This is a genomic window from Nonlabens arenilitoris, assembly GCF_002954765.1.
Taxonomy (GTDB): Bacteria; Bacteroidota; Bacteroidia; order Flavobacteriales; family Flavobacteriaceae; genus Nonlabens; species Nonlabens arenilitoris.
The window spans coordinates 376,078-396,638 of sequence record NZ_MTPW01000001.1 but is presented as its reverse complement, the minus strand read 5'-3'; the positions used below and the strand labels follow the sequence as shown (position 1 = coordinate 396,638).

Sequence of the window (20,561 nt, the reverse complement as noted above, 5' to 3'; positions counted from 1 at the left end):
TTTGATTCTCCTTTTTGTTTTTAACAATTTTAAATTATGAAACTTTTTCAAGCGATACTTTTCCTTCCTATACTATTTCTAGCGTGTCAATCTAAAGATTCATCTACTAGTAAGGTTGAAGATGCTACTACTTTTGAACTGCCGGAACGTCCTAATATATTATGGTTAGTCACTGAAGATATGGGCGCTTACATTCCACCTTTTGGCGATTCAACAATTGTCACACCACATTTGAGCAAGTTGGCTGCAGAAGGTGTTGTGTATCCCAATCTTTATTCTACATCAGGAGTTTGCGCGCCTAGTAGAGCCGCTATTGTCACTGGGATGTATCCATCGAGTATAGGTGCTAACCATATGCGTACTAATTCTTTTACTAAGGAAAGAGGACTTCCTGCTTATGAAGCCGTTCCACCTGCTGAGGTTAAAATGATAAGTGAACTTTTAAGAAAGGCAGGATATTATTGCACTAATAATTATAAGACAGATTATCAATTCAAAGCACCCGTTACGGCTTGGGATGAAAGTAGTCCCTATGCACATTGGAAAAATAGAGGTGATGGTCAACCCTTTTTTTCAGTAATTAACTTTACGACAACACATGAGTCAGGTCTCTTCGAGCCTTACGGATTTAGAGAAATTGAAACAAGGCACTATCATTCAGGTGACAGAAATTATAATTGGAAAAATAAAGGCGCATCTCATGCTAACAATAAAAGTTCAGAATCTCAAACCACTGTTCATATCTCTAAGGATACAAAATTTAAAATTCCACCGTACTTAGTAGATAATGATGTTACACAACGTGATATGTGGAAACTTTACAACAATATTGCTGAGATGGATCAGCAAGTAGGAGCGGTACTTAAACAGTTAGAAGAAGATGGTTTATTAGAAAACACCATCATATTCTTCTATGGAGATCATGGAGGACCGCTACCTAGAGAAAAGCGATTAATTTATGATGCAGGTTTAAATACACCTATGATAATACGTTTCCCTAATAAAATGAAAGAAGGGACAAAGAACAATGAACTGATAAGTTTTGTAGATTTTGCACCGACTTTATTATCCCTGATAGGAGAAAAACCAAAGTCTTATATGCAAGGTAAAGCTTTCTTAGGATCATATAAAACTGATGAAAGAAAATACATTCATGCCGCTGCAGATCGTTTTGATACAAAAACAGATGTCATTAGAGCAGTAAGAGACCAGCGATTTAAATACATCAGAAATTATAAACCAGATCAAGGTTATTATTTACCTATTTCTTATAGAGAGCGTATACCAGCCATGCAAGAATTACTAAGGCTTAGAGATGAAGGTAAACTAAATGAAATACAAAAACAATGGTTTAGAGACACCAAACCTAGAGAAGAATTATTTGATTGTAAAGTTGACCCTTTTGAACTAAATAATTTGATTGATGATCCTAACTATCAATCTAAATTAAAAGAACTAAGAGGTGAAATGGATAGATGGCTTGAGGCTATAAATGATAATCCAGATTTATCTGAAAAAGAATTAATTAATAAGCTATGGAGAAATAATAGCTCTCAACCTGTAACTGCTGAGCCTGTTATAAACGTGAATGATAATAAGGTGACCTTAAGTTGTAATACAGAAGGTGCCTCCATAGGATATAAAGTAATTTATGACCAGACTAATATCCCTTTACAATGGAATGTTTATATCAATCCAATAAGCTTACCTGAAGGAGCTAGATTAAAGGTACAAGCACATCGTATAGGATATAATCCTAGCAAAATCATTGATTTTAAATAAATTTCAATAGTGAAGTAAGTGTAACATAAGGAATAAACTTTTCACAATCTACGTATATGTTAATATTGGTGAAGTGCAGTATAGTTCAGGATACCGTTTCTAGTTATATGTATTAAATTTCAAAAAAAGAAATGAATAATATGTTCAAAACGTTAATAATCATATACTTCACGATGTTTTCGTATGCTTTGATGGCGCAAACAGCTCCTGATGAGGATACAAATCCTAGTATAGCATGCCCAACTTCAGGGGGTTTTCAAAACAATAACACGAGAAATGTCGATATATCAAATCCTGATAACGTAGGTACGGTAGACGATAGGACATGTTATGCAGATTATTATGAGACTAATGTGTATAACAATACTTGGGGCGCCTATAACATAACGTTTAATTCTAATCACTGGGACGCACCTAATACTTTACAACCTAGAATAGAACGATCGCTACCTAGATCTCAAGAAACTGGTGTAGGGAGTTTTGCTCGATTCACTGGAACATTAAGAATTCTTGAGGCGGGTAATACCGGAACCTTTGGAAGTACAGGAAGTTATTTTATGCAAACAAAAGGAAAACACACTGGTGGCGGTGGACCTAATGACCCAGCCATATGTTTGTATTTAGCAAGACCAGTTTATGGTACTGATACTAATGGTAATCAAGTTCAAGTGTCATTTGATATATGGAGAGAGCAAATTAATTTTAGAGGAGGATCAGGAGCAGCTGGTAGAACTGAGGTTTTTCTTAGAAATGTCCTAAAAGATGAGATTGTTGATATCGTCCTAGAAGTAGGCTTTAGACAAGACCCTAATGACCCTAATTTAAAAATTCATTATTCTGACGCGACCATAGGTGGTCAAGTATTTAACTGGAACATTCCAGAACCTGAAAGAGGAATAGAATCGGGAATCAGATACGGAGTCTATCGTGTTAAAGGTGGAAGAGCTCAAATGAGATGGGCTAACACTACCTATCAAAGAGTAGAAATTCCTGATAATAATACTCAGCCTACCACAGATATTGTTAGGATTAAGAATGTGGCTACTGGTGAATATTTGACCTCATCTGGTTCGAGCATTGTCGCGAGTACATCAGGCAGTGGATCAGATAAAGAATGGGAGATCACTGCGTCTGGTGTTGCAAACTCTAATTATTTTAATATTGATAGCCAGGTAAGAGGTGTTATAAGATTTACAGGAGGATCCTCTTCACCATCCTTAGTAAGTACAAACTTTGCACCGCCTAATACAGATACAGATAAGATATGGACGGTTATAGAAAATACAGATGGAACCTTTACTTTTGAAACACGTAACCTTAATAGATATTTGTATCACGATACCAATAATACGATTACACATTCTGCAAACCTTGATGATAGAAGTAAATGGATTGTAGAGTCTACAACATTAAGTACAGATGATTTTGTGAAATCTGGGATAAAAGTATATCCTAATCCTGCCGTTGATAGCTTTACTATCTCCATGGAAAATGTAAATGGAGCTAGTGTTCAAATCTATAATCTATTGGGTAAATTAATTTATCAAACGGTGTCAAGTGAATCAAAATTTTACGTAAATAATATGGATAAATTTGATTCAGGTATATATTTAGTAAAAGTTGTAGGAACTAATAATGAAATTTATCATACTAAACTTATCGTGAGATAAGTAATACAACTCTTACTTATTATAGTAAAATGAAGTCAGGCATTAATTTGTTTGACTTTTGTTTTTTATATTATAGATGATTATGGGACCAATGATGGTATGATACAAATGGTTCTTTATTGTTGCACTTTCGCGAAAGCGTAACACACATCACACATAGGTTCTACAAGCGCAAGCAGGTTTTATTTTATCTTATATAAGCTACAGGACAAAACAGGATGGCTCTTTCAAGCGCTACTACTATATTGATTAGAGTTAACAAATCAACAATGAAAAGACGTAATTTTTTACAAATATCTGCAGTAGCTGGTGTAGGTTTATCATTACCTATGTTTGGATTATTACAGTCCTGTTCCGGTCATCCAGAACACTCTTTAGCTTTTAAAAAATTAGTATCGAGTCTCTTAAAAGATTGGACTGATGGAATGTTAAGGGTGCAGATCAATAATCCGTCTAATTTAGAAGTGCATGGCGCCTTAGGTTGTCCATCCTGTACACATATACATGGCCGCTGTATGGATGCGGTATATCCATTTTTATATATGGCAGATACTACTGGCGATAAAAAATATCTAGAAGGTGCAAAATTAGTAATGACTTGGGCAGAGAATAATGTCTCACAAGAAAATGGTGCGTGGACCGTAATTAGTAATCCTAAATCATGGAAAGGAATTACCATTTTTGGTGCCATTGCCCTAGCAGAAGCTTTACATTATCATGGTCATGTACTAGATGAGGCTACACGTGCGTCATGGACTACGCGCCTTAATAGAGCAGGTCAGTATATCTACGACACCTTCACCATAGATTTTACAAATATTAATTATCCAGGCACAGCAGTTTATGGATTGAATTTAATAGGAAACATATTAGATAGAGATGATTTTAAAGCTAAGAGTAAAACTTTAGCATCTCAGGTAAAAACATATTTCACTGCAAATGAAAGTTTACTATACGGTGAGTGTAAAAAAAGCTCTAGTAAGTTAAGCAAGAAAGGATTTTATGGAGTTGACTTAGGGTATAATGTAGAAGAAACCTTAAATAGTTTAGTCATGTATGCGCTTAAAGAAAAGGATGAAGAGTTGCTTCATATCTTAACTAAATCTCTAAACAGCCATTTAGAGTTTATGCTGCCAGACGGCGCGTGGGACAACAGTTGGGGAAACCGTATGTATAAATGGAGTTATTGGGGCAGTAGAACCTGTGATGGTAGTCAACCAGCATTTGGGATGATGGCACATCTTAATCCTGCATTTGGAACTGCCGCCGTAAAAAACACGGAATTATTAAAAAAATGTACAGCTAATGGATTGATACACGGTGGTCCTGGTTTTATAGAAGCAGGAATTCCTCCTTGCGTTCATCATACTTTTACGCATGCAAAACCGTTAGCAGCTTTATTGGACCATTGGGAACATTTACCAAAAATTAATAAAAACACTGCATTACCCAGAACCACAGCAGATGGCGTAAAACATTTTAAAGATTTAGATGTATATCTTTTTGCAAGAGGAGACTGGAGAGGAACTGTAAGTGCTTATGATGCAGAGTATCATTATAAAGAAGATTATCGTCAGGCTTCAGGTGGTTCTTTAGGCGTATTATATCACAATAAAGTTGGTCTTTTATGTGCGGCAAGCATGGCTGAATATGCGATGGTTGAAAAAAATAATCAACAACCTCAGCCAGGAAAAGATATATGCTTAACACCTAGAGTTGAGGTTTTTAAGGAAGATGTATGGTATACAAACTTATACGATTTACCAGCAACGGTCACTTCATATGATGAGAATGGAGTCATTGAGTTACTTACTGACGTAAAACTCAAAAATAGAGATAGAAAAGAAGTTGAAGGAACGGCATCATCATTTGATATAACTTATAAATGTACTACTGATAGTCTAGAAATTAAAGCAAATACTAAACAAGAGGTAATAGCACAAACAGCTTTTGTATTACCCATAGTTTCACCAAATAGTGAAGTGGTTGCTAAGGTTTCTGATACTGAAATCACGATTCAAAAACCAAATGGTTTAATAACCATAAAATCTAATATGCCATTAAAAATTAAAGATATGGAAGGTGATAGAACCTTTAATATGGTGCCAGGTGTTGAAGCGATTCTTTTTGAAGCCTTTTTTGATACTGAGAAAAACGAATATGTAGAAATTTCTATTTCAGTAAGTTAAGATAATTAATTAAACATTATTTTTTTAAGACATAAAAAAATGAAAAAACTATTTATTTCCTTTTTCCTATTATTGATAATTTGTTTTTCTTGTATTGAAAATACTGAAAAAAATTATTCCCTATCATTTAGTCAGCTTTTAGTAAATGCAAAAGAAAGCCCAAATTCTATTGAAAGTGAGCAACCACTTTTTTCATGGATAGTAGATGCAACAGGTTATAACAAGTCACAATCTGCATATCATATTCTTGTAGCATCCTCAAAAGAATTATTAAATGAAGATGATGCTGATATATGGAATTCTAAAAAAATAGAAAGCGATAAATCTACATTTGTAAAGTATAAAGGTGAGTCATTAAATGCTATGACCACATATTATTGGAAAGTGAAAATTTGGGATGAAAATTATGGGTTTTAAACTGGTCAAAGATCCAGAAATTTCAAACTGGATTGATGACTACCGAAAATTGGGGTTCTTCAAAATGGATTACCTTAAATAAAGATACTAGAACTTCAGCCCATCGTTTTAGAGACTATAAAACAGGACGAATGGAAGCGCCCATTAAAGTTGACGGCTTTGCAACTAGTTATTTTAGAAATAAAATAGACGTAGAAAAAAAGTTAAAAATGCGCAAGCCTACATTTGTGGATTAGGTTATTATGAGATATATCTAAATGGTGAAAAGGTAGGTGACCATGTTTTAGATCCAGCACCATCAAATTATGATAAGCAAGCTTACTATGTAAATTATGATATCACTCAAGCGGTTCAATCTGGTGAGAACGCTTTTGCAATTATTTTAGGGAATGGCTTTTATGGACAGAATATTTCCTGGAAACGCGATCCAGAATCTGAAAAAGATTTAGCTTATGGACCGCCTGCAGTAAGGTTACTGGTTAAGTTAACCTATGAGGATGGTACTGTAACAGACTTTTATACTGATAAGACTTGGAAAGAAGCCACTGGACCTATTGTATTCAATAATATTTATGGAGGCGATACTTATGACGCAAATTACGAATTAGGAGACTGGACAGCGGTTAATTATGATGATGCCTCATGGGAAAATGCAAAAGAAACCAAGCCTAAACTAAATAAAATAAGTGCGCAACAAATACAACCAATTAAAAAACTAAAAGTACTCGAACCACAAAATATATTCAAGGGAGCAGATGGAGAATGGATTGTAGATTTTGGACAGAATATAGCTGGTTGGGTTGAAATAAATGTACAGGAGCAGAAAAATCAGTTAATTGAAATTATCACAACGGAGGCTTTACTAACTAATGGTAAAGATATTTTTCTTGGTTCTACAGGTGGTGGTGCTAATGGTATGCCACAGATTTACAAATATATCTGTAAGAGTGATCAATTAGAATCGTGGGAACCTAAATTCAGTTACCATGGATTTAGATACGCAAAAATAAAAGGTGTCACCAGTAAGCCTGATGCTGATATGATTAAAGCGGTTTTAGTAGCTACAGATATTCAAGAAACAGGAAGTTTTACTTCTTCAGATGTGTTGCTTAATAAAATGCACAACATCAGTAAATGGACGATTGTAGATAATCTTCATGGTATACCAGAAGATTGTCCACATCGTGAGAAATGCGGCTGGTTAGGAGATGCACATGCATTTTGTGAATATGCGCTGTACAATTATGATATGTACGACTTCTATAAGAAATATATGGAAGATATCCGTACTCAAATGCGACCAACAAAAGGTCATAATAATCCAGAACAGAAGTTTCAAGTCCCTACAATGATTGCTCCCGGAAAACGTACATCTACTTATGCAAAAATAGATTGGGGAGTTGCTTTCATGTATTTACCTTGGTATAATTATAAATTTTATGGTGATGATGCTTTGGTAAAAGAATATTATGATGACATGAAAAACTTGACTGATTTTTATTTGAATTTTAAAGATGAAAACGGAATTATGCAAGATGGTATGGGTGACTGGTGTCCACCATTGTGGGATAGAAGAAAAAACCCAAGTGCCATGGAATGCGATCCAATTATATCAGCAAATGCGTATTTCTACGATGTCTTAAATATCATGGAAACATTTGCAAAGATCAATAATGATGCAGTCTATGAAGCACGAATGAAGAAAGAAAAAGAAGCCTTAAAGAAAGCATTTAATCATGAATTTTTAGTTAGTATTCCTAAAACAAAATATAAATGGTATCAAAGTCAAACAGCAACCGTACAGGCATTACAGTTTAATATGGTGCAAGAAAAAGACATAGAAAATGTGGTAAATGGTTTAGTTCACGATATAGTAGAGGTAAAAGGAGGACATCATTCTACAGGAATACATGGAAACAGATATATTTATACTGTACTATCTAAACATAAAAAAGCAGATTTAGCATACCAAATACTAACGACACCAGATTTCCCTAGTCAGACCTATGTGATGAATTCAGGGTTTACTACGTGGCCAGAGCGTCAGTTTGAATGGGAAAAGATGGAAGGTCCGACTAACTCTTTAAATCACCCTATGCATAGCGGATTTGCAGCTTACTTTTATGAATCTCTAGGCGGTATTGAGTCTTCTGAATCACATTCAGGATATAAGTTATTTACAGTAGATCCAGAATTTCCGCGTGAAATTACAAATACAGAGGTTGATGTTCCAACTCCTTACGGCAGCATAAGGAACAAATGGAGTATAAATAATGGACTGTTAAACATGCGGTTAGAAGTGCCATTTAATACTAAAGCTAAGGTTATTCTAACTACTGATGAACTAGAAAGCTTAAGTATAAACAGTAATTTACTTGAGGATTATAGAAGTGAAAATACACTTGATATTATCGATGGAGCTGTGATTTTAGGATCAGGAGATTATCAAATTGAATACTTAAAATCTTTTTAAGGACTTGATATACTTAATGATTTAATGGAATTAAAAAAAGGTTGGACTATTTCCAACCTTTTTTAACTCAATATATGAAGTGATTTAGTTCACTTCATCTTTTGTGTATGATGTATTTGCCCATCTCATTTGAGCTCTTCCACCTCTAACACGATAAGCACCGTATCTAATTCCAGACTCAGTACCTCTTTCAGGTTCTGGAATGTTCCAGTTAAATTCCTCACCACCTATTTTAGCATCTGCATAGTGTATAGTTTGAGAAGGGTTGTTAGGGTCCTGCCTGAATCCTACTTCTAGTTCAATTTGTACTTCTTCGTTTTTAGCTACGTTCTTAAGAAAAACTACAGTTCGTCCTGCGCTACCTGATCCTCCTCTAAAATTGATTTGCTCTCTATAAATATCAAAAGATACTTGAACCTGATTCCCATTACCATCATCGCCATAAACAGGATGTGCTCTATATAAACATATCGCAGGGTCTGGTGATCCACCGCCACCAGTATGTTTTCCTTTTGCCTGCATAAAGTAGCTACCAGAAGTATCAAAAGATCCAGTATCTCCAACTTCTAGAATTCTTAAAATCCCTCTAAACCTAGCATAACTTCCAGCTCCAGTTGCTTGAGATCTGCTTAAAGAACGCTCTATTCTAGGTTGTAATGTGTTAGGTGCGTCTATGTGATTAGAGCCATCCGTAATATTATAAATACCCCAAAACTTACCAAGAATGGAACTCTCTTTATAATTTGCATAGCAACTTCTGTCGTCTATATCACCTATATTTCGAGGATTAGGAATGTCAGTATCTCTCGTTGAATTAGTACCGACATTAGTACAATCCACAATAGGTTCTGTATCTTCATCGCTTTGAGCTACTGGGTCTGGATCTGGATCTTGAATAGTTTGTTGATCGCTCTCCATGGTGTCTTCCTTAGTACAAGCAGTAAAACCTATTAATACAATCAATGAAATAGATTGTATAATGATTAATCTTAATTTTCTCATAAATCCTTTATTTATCCAAAAATAATAATTGAGCATATGCAATCTGTCCTGAACTATGCTGACTTCTTATAGCTTATTTCTACCTGTTTACAGTATTTTTAATTATAATCTTCTATAAAATATTCAATAGAAAGCAGCACAGTACAGGGCGATATTTTAAATCACATCGTTTACTTTGCTTTAAAATAATAAGTACTGCTCTATGAAATTCCGATTTGGTTTTTTACTAATTTCTTTGATTTCTTTTCTGTCTCTAGCTCAAATAAAACATGGTTTGAGGGATGATTTAGGACGTCACATTATACCTAGAGGATTTGTTGTGAATACAAATGATCATAAAGGTGAGGTCTTTTTTGATAGTGATGATTATATAAGAATGGTGAGAATGGGTGCTAATACTCAAGTCATTCGTTTAGAATTGGGAAAATTAAGCGATTTCCCAGGCGGTAAATTTGATTTTAATTACCTCAAAAAGTTAGATACCTTAGTTGATCTTGGAAAAAAGCACGGGATAAAAACTATATTTAAAATGACAGTTTATGGTCTTGATAAATTTGTCTGGGAAGAATTTTGGAGGAATACAAACTCAGAACATGATAGATACATACAGGCATGGAAAATAATTTGGAATCGATTTTCAAATAGTCAAGCTGTATTAGGCTATGACGTGATTAACGAGCCTAGAAAGTTAACCATGGATATTTCTTATGAGAATTTGACTGATCAATATCTTATTCCCCTATATCGTAAAATTATTGATGAAAGTCAGAAAATTAATCCTGATAAAATGATTCTGCTTCAATCTATATTTATGAATAAAGGAGATAATATTGATAACAATCAATATGCAGAAATGAATTCACCTATTGAGAGAAAGAATATCATTTTTGCACCACATATATACCAAAATGATATTAATTTTATAAAAAGCAATTTAGATCGTTTAGATGAAGAATCTAATATATTAAACGCACCGATTCTTATTGGTGAATGGGGTTTTCCAACCTTTGCTCGCACAGACACTTTAATAAGTGGAAATTTAGGTCAGTTGAAGTATCAAGAAATGTATATAAAAACTGCTGAGGTTTTTGACCTTATGGGAGTAGGTTCTATTAAAGCTTGGTTCTTGGGGAACAGATCAATGCAAAATTTTATGCCAGCAGGACCATCTACGTGGGCAATTTTTAGTGATAGTACCGATGTTGGTACAGTCGAGCGTAAGTATATTACAGATATTATATCAAGACCTTTTCCACAAACAATTGCTGGTGATATTCAATACTTCTTATTTAATCATGCTACACGTACATTGAACTTAAAGGTTAAAACAGATAATGAAAAAGGTGTCTCCAAAATATTTATAGGCGCTAATCGACATTATCCGGATGGCTTTTCTGTGTTGATAAATTCAGATATAGTACTGTTATATAATCCTTTGAAAAATGTAGGGTTGGAGACATATAAATCACCAACAAATTTTGATCCTACAAATTATATATGGGATTCAAATACACAAAAATTAGTGGTCTTGAAATGGCCAAGCCATCAAACTGATCTCACTATTAAAATAGTTCCAGGAATACGAAACTTTGACTAAAAAATTAACGAACAAACGATGAAAAAAGTATTATTAGCTATTTGTATAGTATCGATTTTTTTGGATGTAAATCAGAAAGCGTATCTAAAAAGTTGAAAAATACGGAGGATGTCGAAATTGCTAAAAAAGTTGAAAATCTTATCAGCAAAATGACCTTAGATGAAAAGATTGCTGAAATGACTCAAGACGCACCAGCTAATGACCGTCTAGGTATCCCATATATGAAGTATGGCGAAGCATTGCACGGTATGTGGCTTGTTCTTGACTACTACGGTAATACAACGGTTTATCCTCAAGCTATAGCAGCAGGTTCTACTTGGGAACCAGAGCTAGTTGAAAAAATGGCTTCTCAAACGGCACGTGAAGCACGTTCTTTAGGCGTCACTCACTGTTATTCACCTAATTTAGATGTTATCTCTGGTGATCCTAGATATGGAAGAGTGGAAGAGTCCTATGGAGAAGATCCATATTTAGTTTCTAGGATGGGTGTGGCTTTTATAAAAGGTTTACAAGGTATAGGTGAGGAACAATTTGATGAGAATCACGTAATGGCCACGGCTAAACACTTTGTAGGTTATCCAGAAAACAGACGTGGTATTAATGGTGGTTTTAGCGATATGTCTGAGCGTCGTTTAAGAGAGGTTTATCTTCCACCTTTTGAAGCCGCTATTAAAGAAGCTCAGGTGGGATCCATTATGCCAGGTCATCAAGACTACAATGGAGTACCTTGCCATATGAATACATATTTATTGCAGGATATTTTACGTGATGAGTTAGGTTTTGATGGTTTTATAGTTTCTGATAATAATGACGTTGCACGATTAGAAACCATGCATTTTATTTCTGAATCGAGGGCTGAATCAGCAATTTTAGGATTAAAAGCTGGTGTGGACATGGACTTAGTCATAGGGAAAAGTGTTGATCTATCATCTTATCATTCAACCATTTTAAAGGATACAATAACGCAAAATCCTAAATTAGAGAAATATATTGATCAAGCAACCTCAAGGATTCTTACCGCAAAATATAAGCTAGGTTTATTTGATTCTGAACCAAAAGAGAAAGACCCAAAAACCGTAAATGCTGGTAGAAAAGAGCATCAAGAATTTTCCTATGAAATGGCAAAAAAAGCCATGATTTTATTAAAAAATGATAATAATCTATTACCATTAGACATAGATAGTATTAAATCACTGGCCATAATAGGTCCTAATGCACATGAAGAGCAACCTCAAAAAGGAACCTATTCCTTACTAGGAGGCTACTCTGGATTACCACCGTACTACACCTCAGTTTTAGAAGGGATAACCAGCAAAACAAATGGTAAAGTAAAGATTAATTATGCTAGAGGATGTGATTTAATGAGTAATTCAAAAGAGGGATTTGCAGAAGCTATAAATGCCGCAGAAAGTTCAGATGCCGTAGTTTTAGTAGTAGGTGGTTCTCGTAAAACAGGTGGTGAAGGTGTAGATCGTTCAAGTCTGGATTTATACGGCGTTCAGAATGAATTAGTAGAAGCCATTCATAAAACAGGAAAACCAGTTATTGTAGTTCTAATTAACGGTAGGCCTTTGACAATTAATTATATAGCTGAAAATATCCCATCAGTACTAGAGACTTGGTATTCCGGTATGCGTTCTGGTGATGCTATTGCTGATGCTATTTTCGGTGATGTTAATCCAGGAGGTAAACTAACAGTATCTTTTCCTCGTGATGTAGGTCAGTTACCTGTTACTTACCTTGAGCGTCCTGATTTTATAGGGTCAGGTAAAGGACTGTATAAGGATGCTGATAAAACACCTTTATATCCGTTCGGCTATGGATTAAGTTACACTACATTTGAATATAGTTCACCTAAACTTGAAAGTTCAATAATAAATACATATGGTTCTACAAAAGTTTCTGTAGATGTTACAAATACAGGACAAAGACAAGGTGATGAAGTAGTACAATTATATGTAAGAGATAATTATGCTTCGGTAGGGCGTTACTTGAAAATGCTTAAAGGTTTTGAACGTATTTCGTTAAAACCAGGAGAGACAAAAACGGTCACATTTAATTTAGGTTTTGATGAACTTAATATATTGAATCAAGACATGATAAAGGTCGTTGAACCAGGTTCTTTTACAATCTCAATTGGAGCGTCGTCGATAGATAGAGATTTACAGAAAGTGACACTTGAGGTTGAATAATTATGGAACTAATGTATAGGCGGTAAAGTATTTAAATTATCGTATTCGTAGATTCAAGTATGTAAAAAATAAGTCCGGTTACTAGTTATCCTAGTTTAATTAAATAGGTTGATTATTGAATGTATAATATGGCTAAATAAGTACTTATAATAATTGATAATAGTGCTAAATAATAAATTTGTAAGTATGCTTTCGCGAAAGCGTAATAACCCATATGTTATTAGGTAATCAGAAATGTCTTTTAATTGAAACTATTGACTCATGGTAAACTGTTTGAATTAAGAAATCTTGTAAAAAACTAACCTTAAACTTTAAATGTTTAAACCTTAATGAAGTACAGGATAGGACAGGATAAGAATGTGTATTCTTCTAGCTATTATTGTTTGAAACAAATCAAATGTTATAAATTAATTCTTATGAAAACATCTTTACTCAAAGCATCATATTTTTTAGGGTTGATATTTTTTGGACTACAAATTGCAGACGCCCAATATTTGGGTGTTCCTTTTGGAGGATCAGCTCCTGTTACTAGTACTGTTCCAGGCAACTCAATTATAATTGAATGTGAAAATTTCGATAGTTCTGATTCAGCTGGAACCGATGATGGTGTAAACTATAATGATAACGCCTCAACACCACCATCTGGTGTGGTTGGAACTTACAATGACAAGACTTCTGCTAATCTAGGAAATAGTGCTTATCGTGTAAATACAGAAGTTGATATAAGCGATTATACGGATGGTGTATCTGGTGCTCCTGTAACTGCAATAAGTCAAGGTCAAGGTCAGGAATATCAAATGTATACGGTGACTTTTGCTCAAGATGGGAACTATACCATGGCTTTAAATTATGCAACAGGTGGTACTAATAAACGCCAACAGCTATTTTTAAGACGTATTTCAGATTTAAGTAATGTACATACCTTTCTTAATAATGATATATTGCCAGCTACCGGTAACTCTTTTACCTTTCAAGATTTTGTGTCTCCTACCGATGGAACTGCAGATATAACGGCAGGAACATATGTAATACAATCTAGAATAGTTGTAAATGGCCCTAATTATAACCATATTATGATAACTACTAACTCTGTTCTAAGTAATGATGATGTAAACAGTAGTACTGTTGCTATTAATAATCCAATAAAGGATTTAATGATAGTAAGTGGTTTGAATTCAAATATTGAGCAAATTGCAGTTTTTGATCTTTTAGGTAAGCAAGTCTTAACTGAACAAGTTTCTCAAAATGGTAGCGATACTCTTAACTTAGACATGAGTGTTTTAAATAGTGGTTTATACATAGTAAGATTTGAGGATGAAAATGGAAATAATTTTAGTAGAAAGGTGATTAAAGAGTAATCATCTTTTATTAAAACCAGTATAGATAATCCCATTTTTTGTTCTGCAAAAAATGGGTTTTTTTAATTCATAAACATTAAGACATGCAACGACTTGCCTTTAAAATGAAAATTAAAGAAGGACAAAAAGAGGTTTATAAAAAGCGTCATGATGAATTATGGCCTGAGCTCAAGGTGCTTCTTAAAGATAATGGAGTAAGTGAATATTCTATTTTTTTAGATGATGAAACTGATACGCTGTTTGCTTTTCAAAAAGTATCAGGTGATAGTGGTTCACAAGAACTATCAGATCATCCCATTGTTCAAAAATGGTGGCGATTCATGGCAGATATCATGGAAGTAAATCCTGATTACTCGCCAGTCTCTATAACTTTAGAAGAGGTCTTCTATATGGAATAACTTTTATCAAGGTAAGTACGTGATAATCCTGTGATATCTAAATTTTACATTCAACTCAAAATAAATAGGTTATGAGAAATATTGCATTTAAAGCAAATACAAGTTCAATTATTTTCCTTTTTACGATATTCTTTTCTTTCCAATCGTTGGTTTTCAGTCAAGTAGTTCTTGAAAGTGAAGTAAAAATCACTGATTTTGGACTACACTTCAGTGGTGCAAGAGTAGCTAATTCTTCTCCAGATAATGGAAGCAGTGCTCTTTATGATTATGTTTTTGGAAATAAAATTTCAGCGCATGGAGATTGTATTAAAACCTATGGAGATTATGTCTTTATGACTTGGTATCATGGCGGTAAAACAAACAGACATGTCATGCTCACCAGATACAATAAGGTTACTGGAACCATGGCGACTATACAATTCCCTCATACTCACACAGGTTTTCAAAATAAGTGGTGGCTAGGTGAGTCTCATAATACCATAGCGGTCGGGATTAGTCCTTTAGATGGGACTATTCATTTACTTTACGATATGCATGCGTATAGTGCGACTAAACCTTCAGATGGTAGTCTAGCTAACGATTATTTTAGATATTCTTATTCAGTACCTAATGCGGCGACGTTACCAGACTCACAATTCACACTTAGTCAATTTGTACAGAATAATGCTGGCGGCTATAAACATTTACGATTAACTGGTTCTATTAGTCAAAATCAATTTGATGGATTAACCTATCCAACATTTTTTCTTAACGACTCAGGCGAGTTAATCATGAATATGCGTGAAGGTGGAAATAATAATGGTAAATATAAATTCACCAAATATGATGCAAACACAGGTAACTGGTCAAGTTTTATCGACTTCAATGCTTTAAATGCACAAAATCAATCAGGTATTACTCATAATTGGGGTCTTTATGGTAGTTTAAAATATGTTAACGGTAAAATGCGCATAGGGTTTCAACGTAGATCTGGGGATAATAACGATAAGTATCAATATCAAAATGGTGTATATTATGCCTATTCAGATGATCAAACTGGAGCTTCTAATTGGAAAAGCCACGATGGAACACCTTTTAGTCTACCACTTTATGATGCTGATTTAATTAAAATCATGGAGCCAGGAGATTATGTGCAAACACAACAAGCAAATCAAGTATATATAGTTGGTGGCTTTGATTGGACAGTTACAGATAATGGAGATGTTCATATTATAAGTAGAGTAAGAGATGATGAAAATAACGTCACTAAAAATCTACATATCTACAAACCTGCCGGAGCGATGAACTTTACAACTTCTGAGAATTTTTCAGGTGGTGAGGCTATTTATACGGCAGGTGATGACGTTTTCATTATCGATTTAAATAATGGAAGAGTTAGAGTTCAAAAAACAGATGGTGGAACAAATAATTTTACAACAATTTATCAGGCAACTACAGGTAGAACTTTTAGCCATGGTAAAGTTCATATCATAGATGGAAAACTTCATTACTATCTCATGGAAAATGCATCTGGTAGCGCTAGACCATTATATCTTCAAATCATTGATTTAGACATTGTCGTTGATCCTTTTAGAGTGTCGTTAACAGCTCCATTTGATGGCGAGACTTATGATATAGGTCAGACTATTCAAATTTTAGCAGATGCTGCAGATGATAATGGAAGTATCTCAAGAGTCGAATTTATGGTAGACGGTACGTTATTAGGAACAGATACTACCACACCATATTCCTTAGATTGGGCGCCAACTGTAGAGGCGGCTTATACTGTAGAGGCTGTAGCCTATAACGCTACTAATAATACTGTAACTTCAAATCCTATCACGGTGAACTGGCGTATGGATGACCCTAATGATTTAACAGGAGACATCTATCGCATTAAGAACTTTGTCACTGGTCAGTATATGCATTCAGTAGGCGCAGATGTAGTGGAAAGTATAGATGGAATTAATACGGTTTCTGGTGATAAAGAATGGGAAATCGTTCAGGTAGGAAATTTCTATAATATTGAAAGTAAAAGAACAGATAGAGGTGTTTTAAGAGCCGCTGGTAGTCCACCTAATGATGTTATTAATACCGGTTTTGTAGCACCTAGGGAAGATTCTGATAAACAATTTACTGTCATTTATAATAGCAGTGATAATACGTATCAATTTCAAACCAGGAATGGTGGAAATTATATATACCACAACCCTAACGGCATCATTGAACACGTGCCTAATTCTGGAGATCGCTCTAAATGGATAGTAGAATCTACCACTTTGAGTACATCAGAGGTAAATGATAAAATTAGCGATATCAAAATATTCCCTAATCCAGCAAAGGATGAGTTCTCGATTGTAATGAATCAAAATAGTGGAGCTAGTGTTGCGATATATGATATGCTGGGTAAATTAGTATACCAAAAAACTATCAATTCTAACAGAATAGATATTTCAAACAAGGGTAGATTTAAAACTGGAATGTATTTAGTTAAGGTTATTGATAGTGATTCAAAAGTTTATCATTCAAAACTGGTTATCAAATAATCTATCAAATATCCTTTTCAAATAGACCAGAGATATAACTGTCTTTGGTTTTTTCTTTTCAATAGTTTTATAAAATACTTAAATAATAATATTCTAGACAGAGCAGGATGGTTGTTTATAGTAATTATTGCACTTTACAATTACTTGATTTGTTTAATTGATGCTGACTAATATGTTCAAAAAATCATATTTCAACTGTGTTTCAGTCATTTTTATGACACTTATGCTTCTAAATCTTACGGCATGTAAACAACCTAATAGGCTAGAGCAACCAGAACAATTAACCGTCTCTGAAGGTTTTAGAAATCCCTTAGGTTTTTACGATGCTACTCCTACTTTTTCATGGAAACTTCCTATTAATAAAGATATTATAAATCAGTCAGCATACCGTATCGTGGTAGCCTCACGTGAAGATTTATTACCTAATAACGCAGATTTATGGGATTCTGGCAAACGAGAATCTAATCAGTCAGCATGGATAAAGTACACTGGTGAATCTTTAAAATCTCGTCAGAAAGTATACTGGCAAGTCCAGTTTTGGAATCAAAGTAATCAAGGTTCTGAATGGAGTGCTGTTAATCATTTTGAACTAGGGTTATTGCAAAATAAAGATTGGAACGCAAAATGGATAGGCCTTAATACGGCAAAAGACAGTATAAGAGGCAGAGAAAACGTACTGATACATCGACCACAATATTTGAGAAAAGAATTTGAGCTACTTGATCAAGTAATTGATGCAAGACTTTATATTACTGCCAAAGGCGTCTTTGATGTTTCTATAAATGGTAAAAATGTATCAGATGACGTCATGTCGCCTGGTTTTACAACCTATGATCAGCGCATAGAAACACTTACTTATGATGTCACAAAATTGATTCGATCTGGGGAAAACACCATAGGTGTAGAAGTAGCTTCTGGATGGCATTCCGGCAGGTTATTGTGGGGAACCACACCTTGGGATAATACCATTTCACCTCAAGTTTTAGCACAGTTAGAAATGACTATGAATGATGGTGCTAAAGTCTCTGTGGTGTCAGACGAAACATGGAAAGGAACAACTAATGGGCCACTTCAATTTGCAGAGATATATGATGGAGAAATCTATAATGCAAATTTTGAAATACCTCATTGGGTGACTTATCATTTTGATGATAAGGATTGGGTAAACGTTGAGGTGTCTGATTTAGATGATGATGTAGCACTGGAGCCTAAGCGTCACACAACGGTAAAAGGAATGATAGAATTATCCCCAGAAAAAATTACTCAAACAGATAGTACCACTATTTTTGACTTAGAACAAAATATGGTAGGAGTACCTCGTGTTCAAGTACCCATGAGAAAAGGAGATACATTAAAGATAAGATTTGCAGAAATGTTAGCTCCTGATGGAACCTTTTATACTAAGAACTATAGAAGCGCCCATTCTACTGATTATTATATCGCTTCAAAGGATGGTGATATAGAATACACTCCTAAATTCACTTTTCACGGTTTTAGATTTGTTGAATTAAGTGGTTACGACACTTCAAAAAAGCCTGTAAAAAACTGGTTAACAGGAATAGTGCAATATTCAGATTTTGAAAATAATGGTACATTTACATCATCACATGAGAAACTCAATCAACTGCAAAGCAATATAGTTTGGGGATTACGAGGGAACTTTCTGGATATCCCAACAGATTGTCCGCAACGTGATGAGCGATTAGGCTGGACCGGAGATGCACAAGTTTTTGGACCTACCTCTATGTTTAATGCAGATGTATATAAATTTTGGGCCAGCTGGTTGCAAAGTGTTCGTGAAGCACAACTTGAAGATGGTGCTATTCCCTGGACGGTACCAGATACACGAGGTAATAAAATAGGAAGTTCAGGTTGGGGCGACGTTGCAACCATTATACCTTGGAAAATCTATAGGCGTACGGGAGATATAGGTGTTCTGGAAGATAATTATGAGATGATGAAAAACTGGGTAGCTTATCATCAAAAGAAATCAAATAACCATATTTCTAATATGATGTCTTTTTCAGATTGGTTACAGCCATATCCAGAAAGTAAAAAAAATACAGGAGATACTTCTAGAAACTTAATTGGAACAGCATTTTTTGCACATTCAGCTCAATTAACCGCTCAAGCTGCACAAGTACTAGGTAAAACAGATGAGCAAGCTAAATATGAAGCGTTGTATCAAACGGTAGCAAAAGCTTTTGATAATAAGTTTTTTGATGAAACTGGAAAAGTAAAAGATGTTACAGAAACGCAAACTTCGTATTTATTAGCATTAGCATTTGAGTTATTACCAGAACATAAAGTAAAAAATGCACAGACTAATTTATTGCGTAAACTTAAAGAAGCTGATTATCATTTAAGAACAGGCTTTTTAGGGACGCCTTTATTATCTAAAGTTTTAGATGATATGGGTGAAGTAGATGTAGTCTATAAATTATTATTTAATGAAACCTATCCTTCCTGGTTTTACTCCATTAATCAAGGTGCGACGACCGTCTGGGAACGATGGAATAGTTACAGTAAAACAGATGGTTATAACACTATGAGCATGAATAGCCTCAATCATTATGCTTATGGAGCCATAGGAGAATGGATGTATGAACGTATCGCAGGTATCGCACCTCTAGAGGCTGGATATAAAATCATAAAAATAGCACCACAGGTAAGGCAACCACTTAACGCAGCCGCTGCCTCATTAAACACTCCTTATGGTAAGGTATCTTCTTCATGGAAAATTAAAGGAAATCAATTTCAATTAGATATAACCGTGCCACCTAATACCATTGCGGTAGTGCTGGTGCCAGCAAATACTGATCAAGAATTGATTCTCGATGGAATTACTTTTTCTGATACTAACAGTGTGCTATTAAAAAATACCAGAAAAGATGCATTTGAACTAGAAGTTCAACCTGGTAGTTACTCATTTCAATCTGTAGTTAAGTAAATGATATG

The 20,561-nt window shown here is 34.6% G+C and carries 13 protein-coding genes; 12 read left to right on the top strand and 1 reads right to left on the bottom strand.

What is annotated here, in order from left to right:
- Positions 1-36 precede the first annotated feature (36 nt).
- From BST92_RS01700 to BST92_RS15095, 6 genes are all read left to right on the top strand, one after another.
- Complete coding sequence (locus tag BST92_RS01700; protein ID WP_105069899.1) at positions 37-1,782, top strand: sulfatase family protein; 1,746 nt, start codon at positions 37-39, stop codon at positions 1,780-1,782.
- Positions 1,783-1,973: 191 nt separating this feature from the next.
- Positions 1,974-3,452, top strand: a complete 1,479-nt coding sequence (locus BST92_RS01695; RefSeq protein WP_170061690.1) for a T9SS type A sorting domain-containing protein — start codon at positions 1,974-1,976, stop codon at positions 3,450-3,452.
- 269 nt (positions 3,453-3,721) lie between these two features.
- Positions 3,722-5,641 (top strand): ulvan lysase-like protein, encoded by a 1,920-nt coding sequence (locus BST92_RS01690; RefSeq protein ID WP_105072170.1) that lies wholly within the window; start codon positions 3,722-3,724, stop codon positions 5,639-5,641.
- Positions 5,642-5,680: 39 nt separating this feature from the next.
- Complete coding sequence (locus tag BST92_RS15110) at positions 5,681-6,058, top strand: glycoside hydrolase family 78 protein (RefSeq protein ID WP_211292417.1); 378 nt, start codon at positions 5,681-5,683, stop codon at positions 6,056-6,058.
- Between the two features lie 35 nt (positions 6,059-6,093).
- Positions 6,094-6,294, top strand: a complete 201-nt coding sequence (locus BST92_RS15105) for a hypothetical protein (protein WP_211292416.1) — start codon at positions 6,094-6,096, stop codon at positions 6,292-6,294.
- The gene (locus BST92_RS15095) at positions 6,282-8,531 is read left to right on the top strand and encodes a family 78 glycoside hydrolase catalytic domain (protein ID WP_342747883.1); all 2,250 of its coding nucleotides are present in this window, start codon (positions 6,282-6,284) and stop codon (positions 8,529-8,531) included. The genes BST92_RS15105 and BST92_RS15095 overlap by 13 nt, the downstream gene beginning before the upstream one ends.
- An 84-nt stretch (positions 8,532-8,615) precedes the next feature.
- Here the strand turns inward: BST92_RS15095 and BST92_RS01680 are convergent, their stop codons facing one another.
- On the bottom strand, positions 8,616-9,533 hold the full coding sequence (locus tag BST92_RS01680) for a hypothetical protein (protein ID WP_146105080.1): 918 nt from the start codon (positions 9,531-9,533) through the stop codon (positions 8,616-8,618).
- A 202-nt stretch (positions 9,534-9,735) separates the two neighbouring features.
- On the opposite strand from BST92_RS01680, the gene BST92_RS01675 reads away from it, so the two are divergent.
- The 6 genes from BST92_RS01675 to BST92_RS01650 all read left to right on the top strand — a co-directional run bounded on the left by BST92_RS01675 (position 9,736) and on the right by BST92_RS01650 (position 20,553).
- On the top strand, positions 9,736-11,130 hold the full coding sequence (locus tag BST92_RS01675; RefSeq protein ID WP_105069896.1) for a cellulase family glycosylhydrolase: 1,395 nt from the start codon (positions 9,736-9,738) through the stop codon (positions 11,128-11,130).
- A gap of 92 nt (positions 11,131-11,222) precedes the next feature.
- Positions 11,223-13,322 carry a beta-xylosidase gene (locus BST92_RS01670; RefSeq protein WP_245910837.1) on the top strand — a complete coding sequence of 700 codons (2,100 nt, stop codon included), beginning with the start codon at positions 11,223-11,225 and terminating at the stop codon, positions 13,320-13,322.
- 416 nt (positions 13,323-13,738) lie between these two features.
- A complete protein-coding gene (locus BST92_RS01665; RefSeq protein ID WP_170061689.1) occupies positions 13,739-14,680 on the top strand; it encodes a T9SS type A sorting domain-containing protein in 942 nt (313 codons plus the stop codon).
- 83 nt (positions 14,681-14,763) lie between these two features.
- Positions 14,764-15,078 (top strand): L-rhamnose mutarotase, encoded by a 315-nt coding sequence (gene rhaM, locus BST92_RS01660; protein WP_105069893.1) that lies wholly within the window; start codon positions 14,764-14,766, stop codon positions 15,076-15,078.
- Between the two features lie 71 nt (positions 15,079-15,149).
- Positions 15,150-17,603 (top strand): T9SS type A sorting domain-containing protein, encoded by a 2,454-nt coding sequence (locus tag BST92_RS01655; protein WP_105069892.1) that lies wholly within the window; start codon positions 15,150-15,152, stop codon positions 17,601-17,603.
- 223 nt (positions 17,604-17,826) lie between these two features.
- A complete protein-coding gene (locus tag BST92_RS01650; RefSeq protein ID WP_105072169.1) occupies positions 17,827-20,553 on the top strand; it encodes an alpha-L-rhamnosidase in 2,727 nt (908 codons plus the stop codon).
- Positions 20,554-20,561 lie beyond the last annotated feature (8 nt).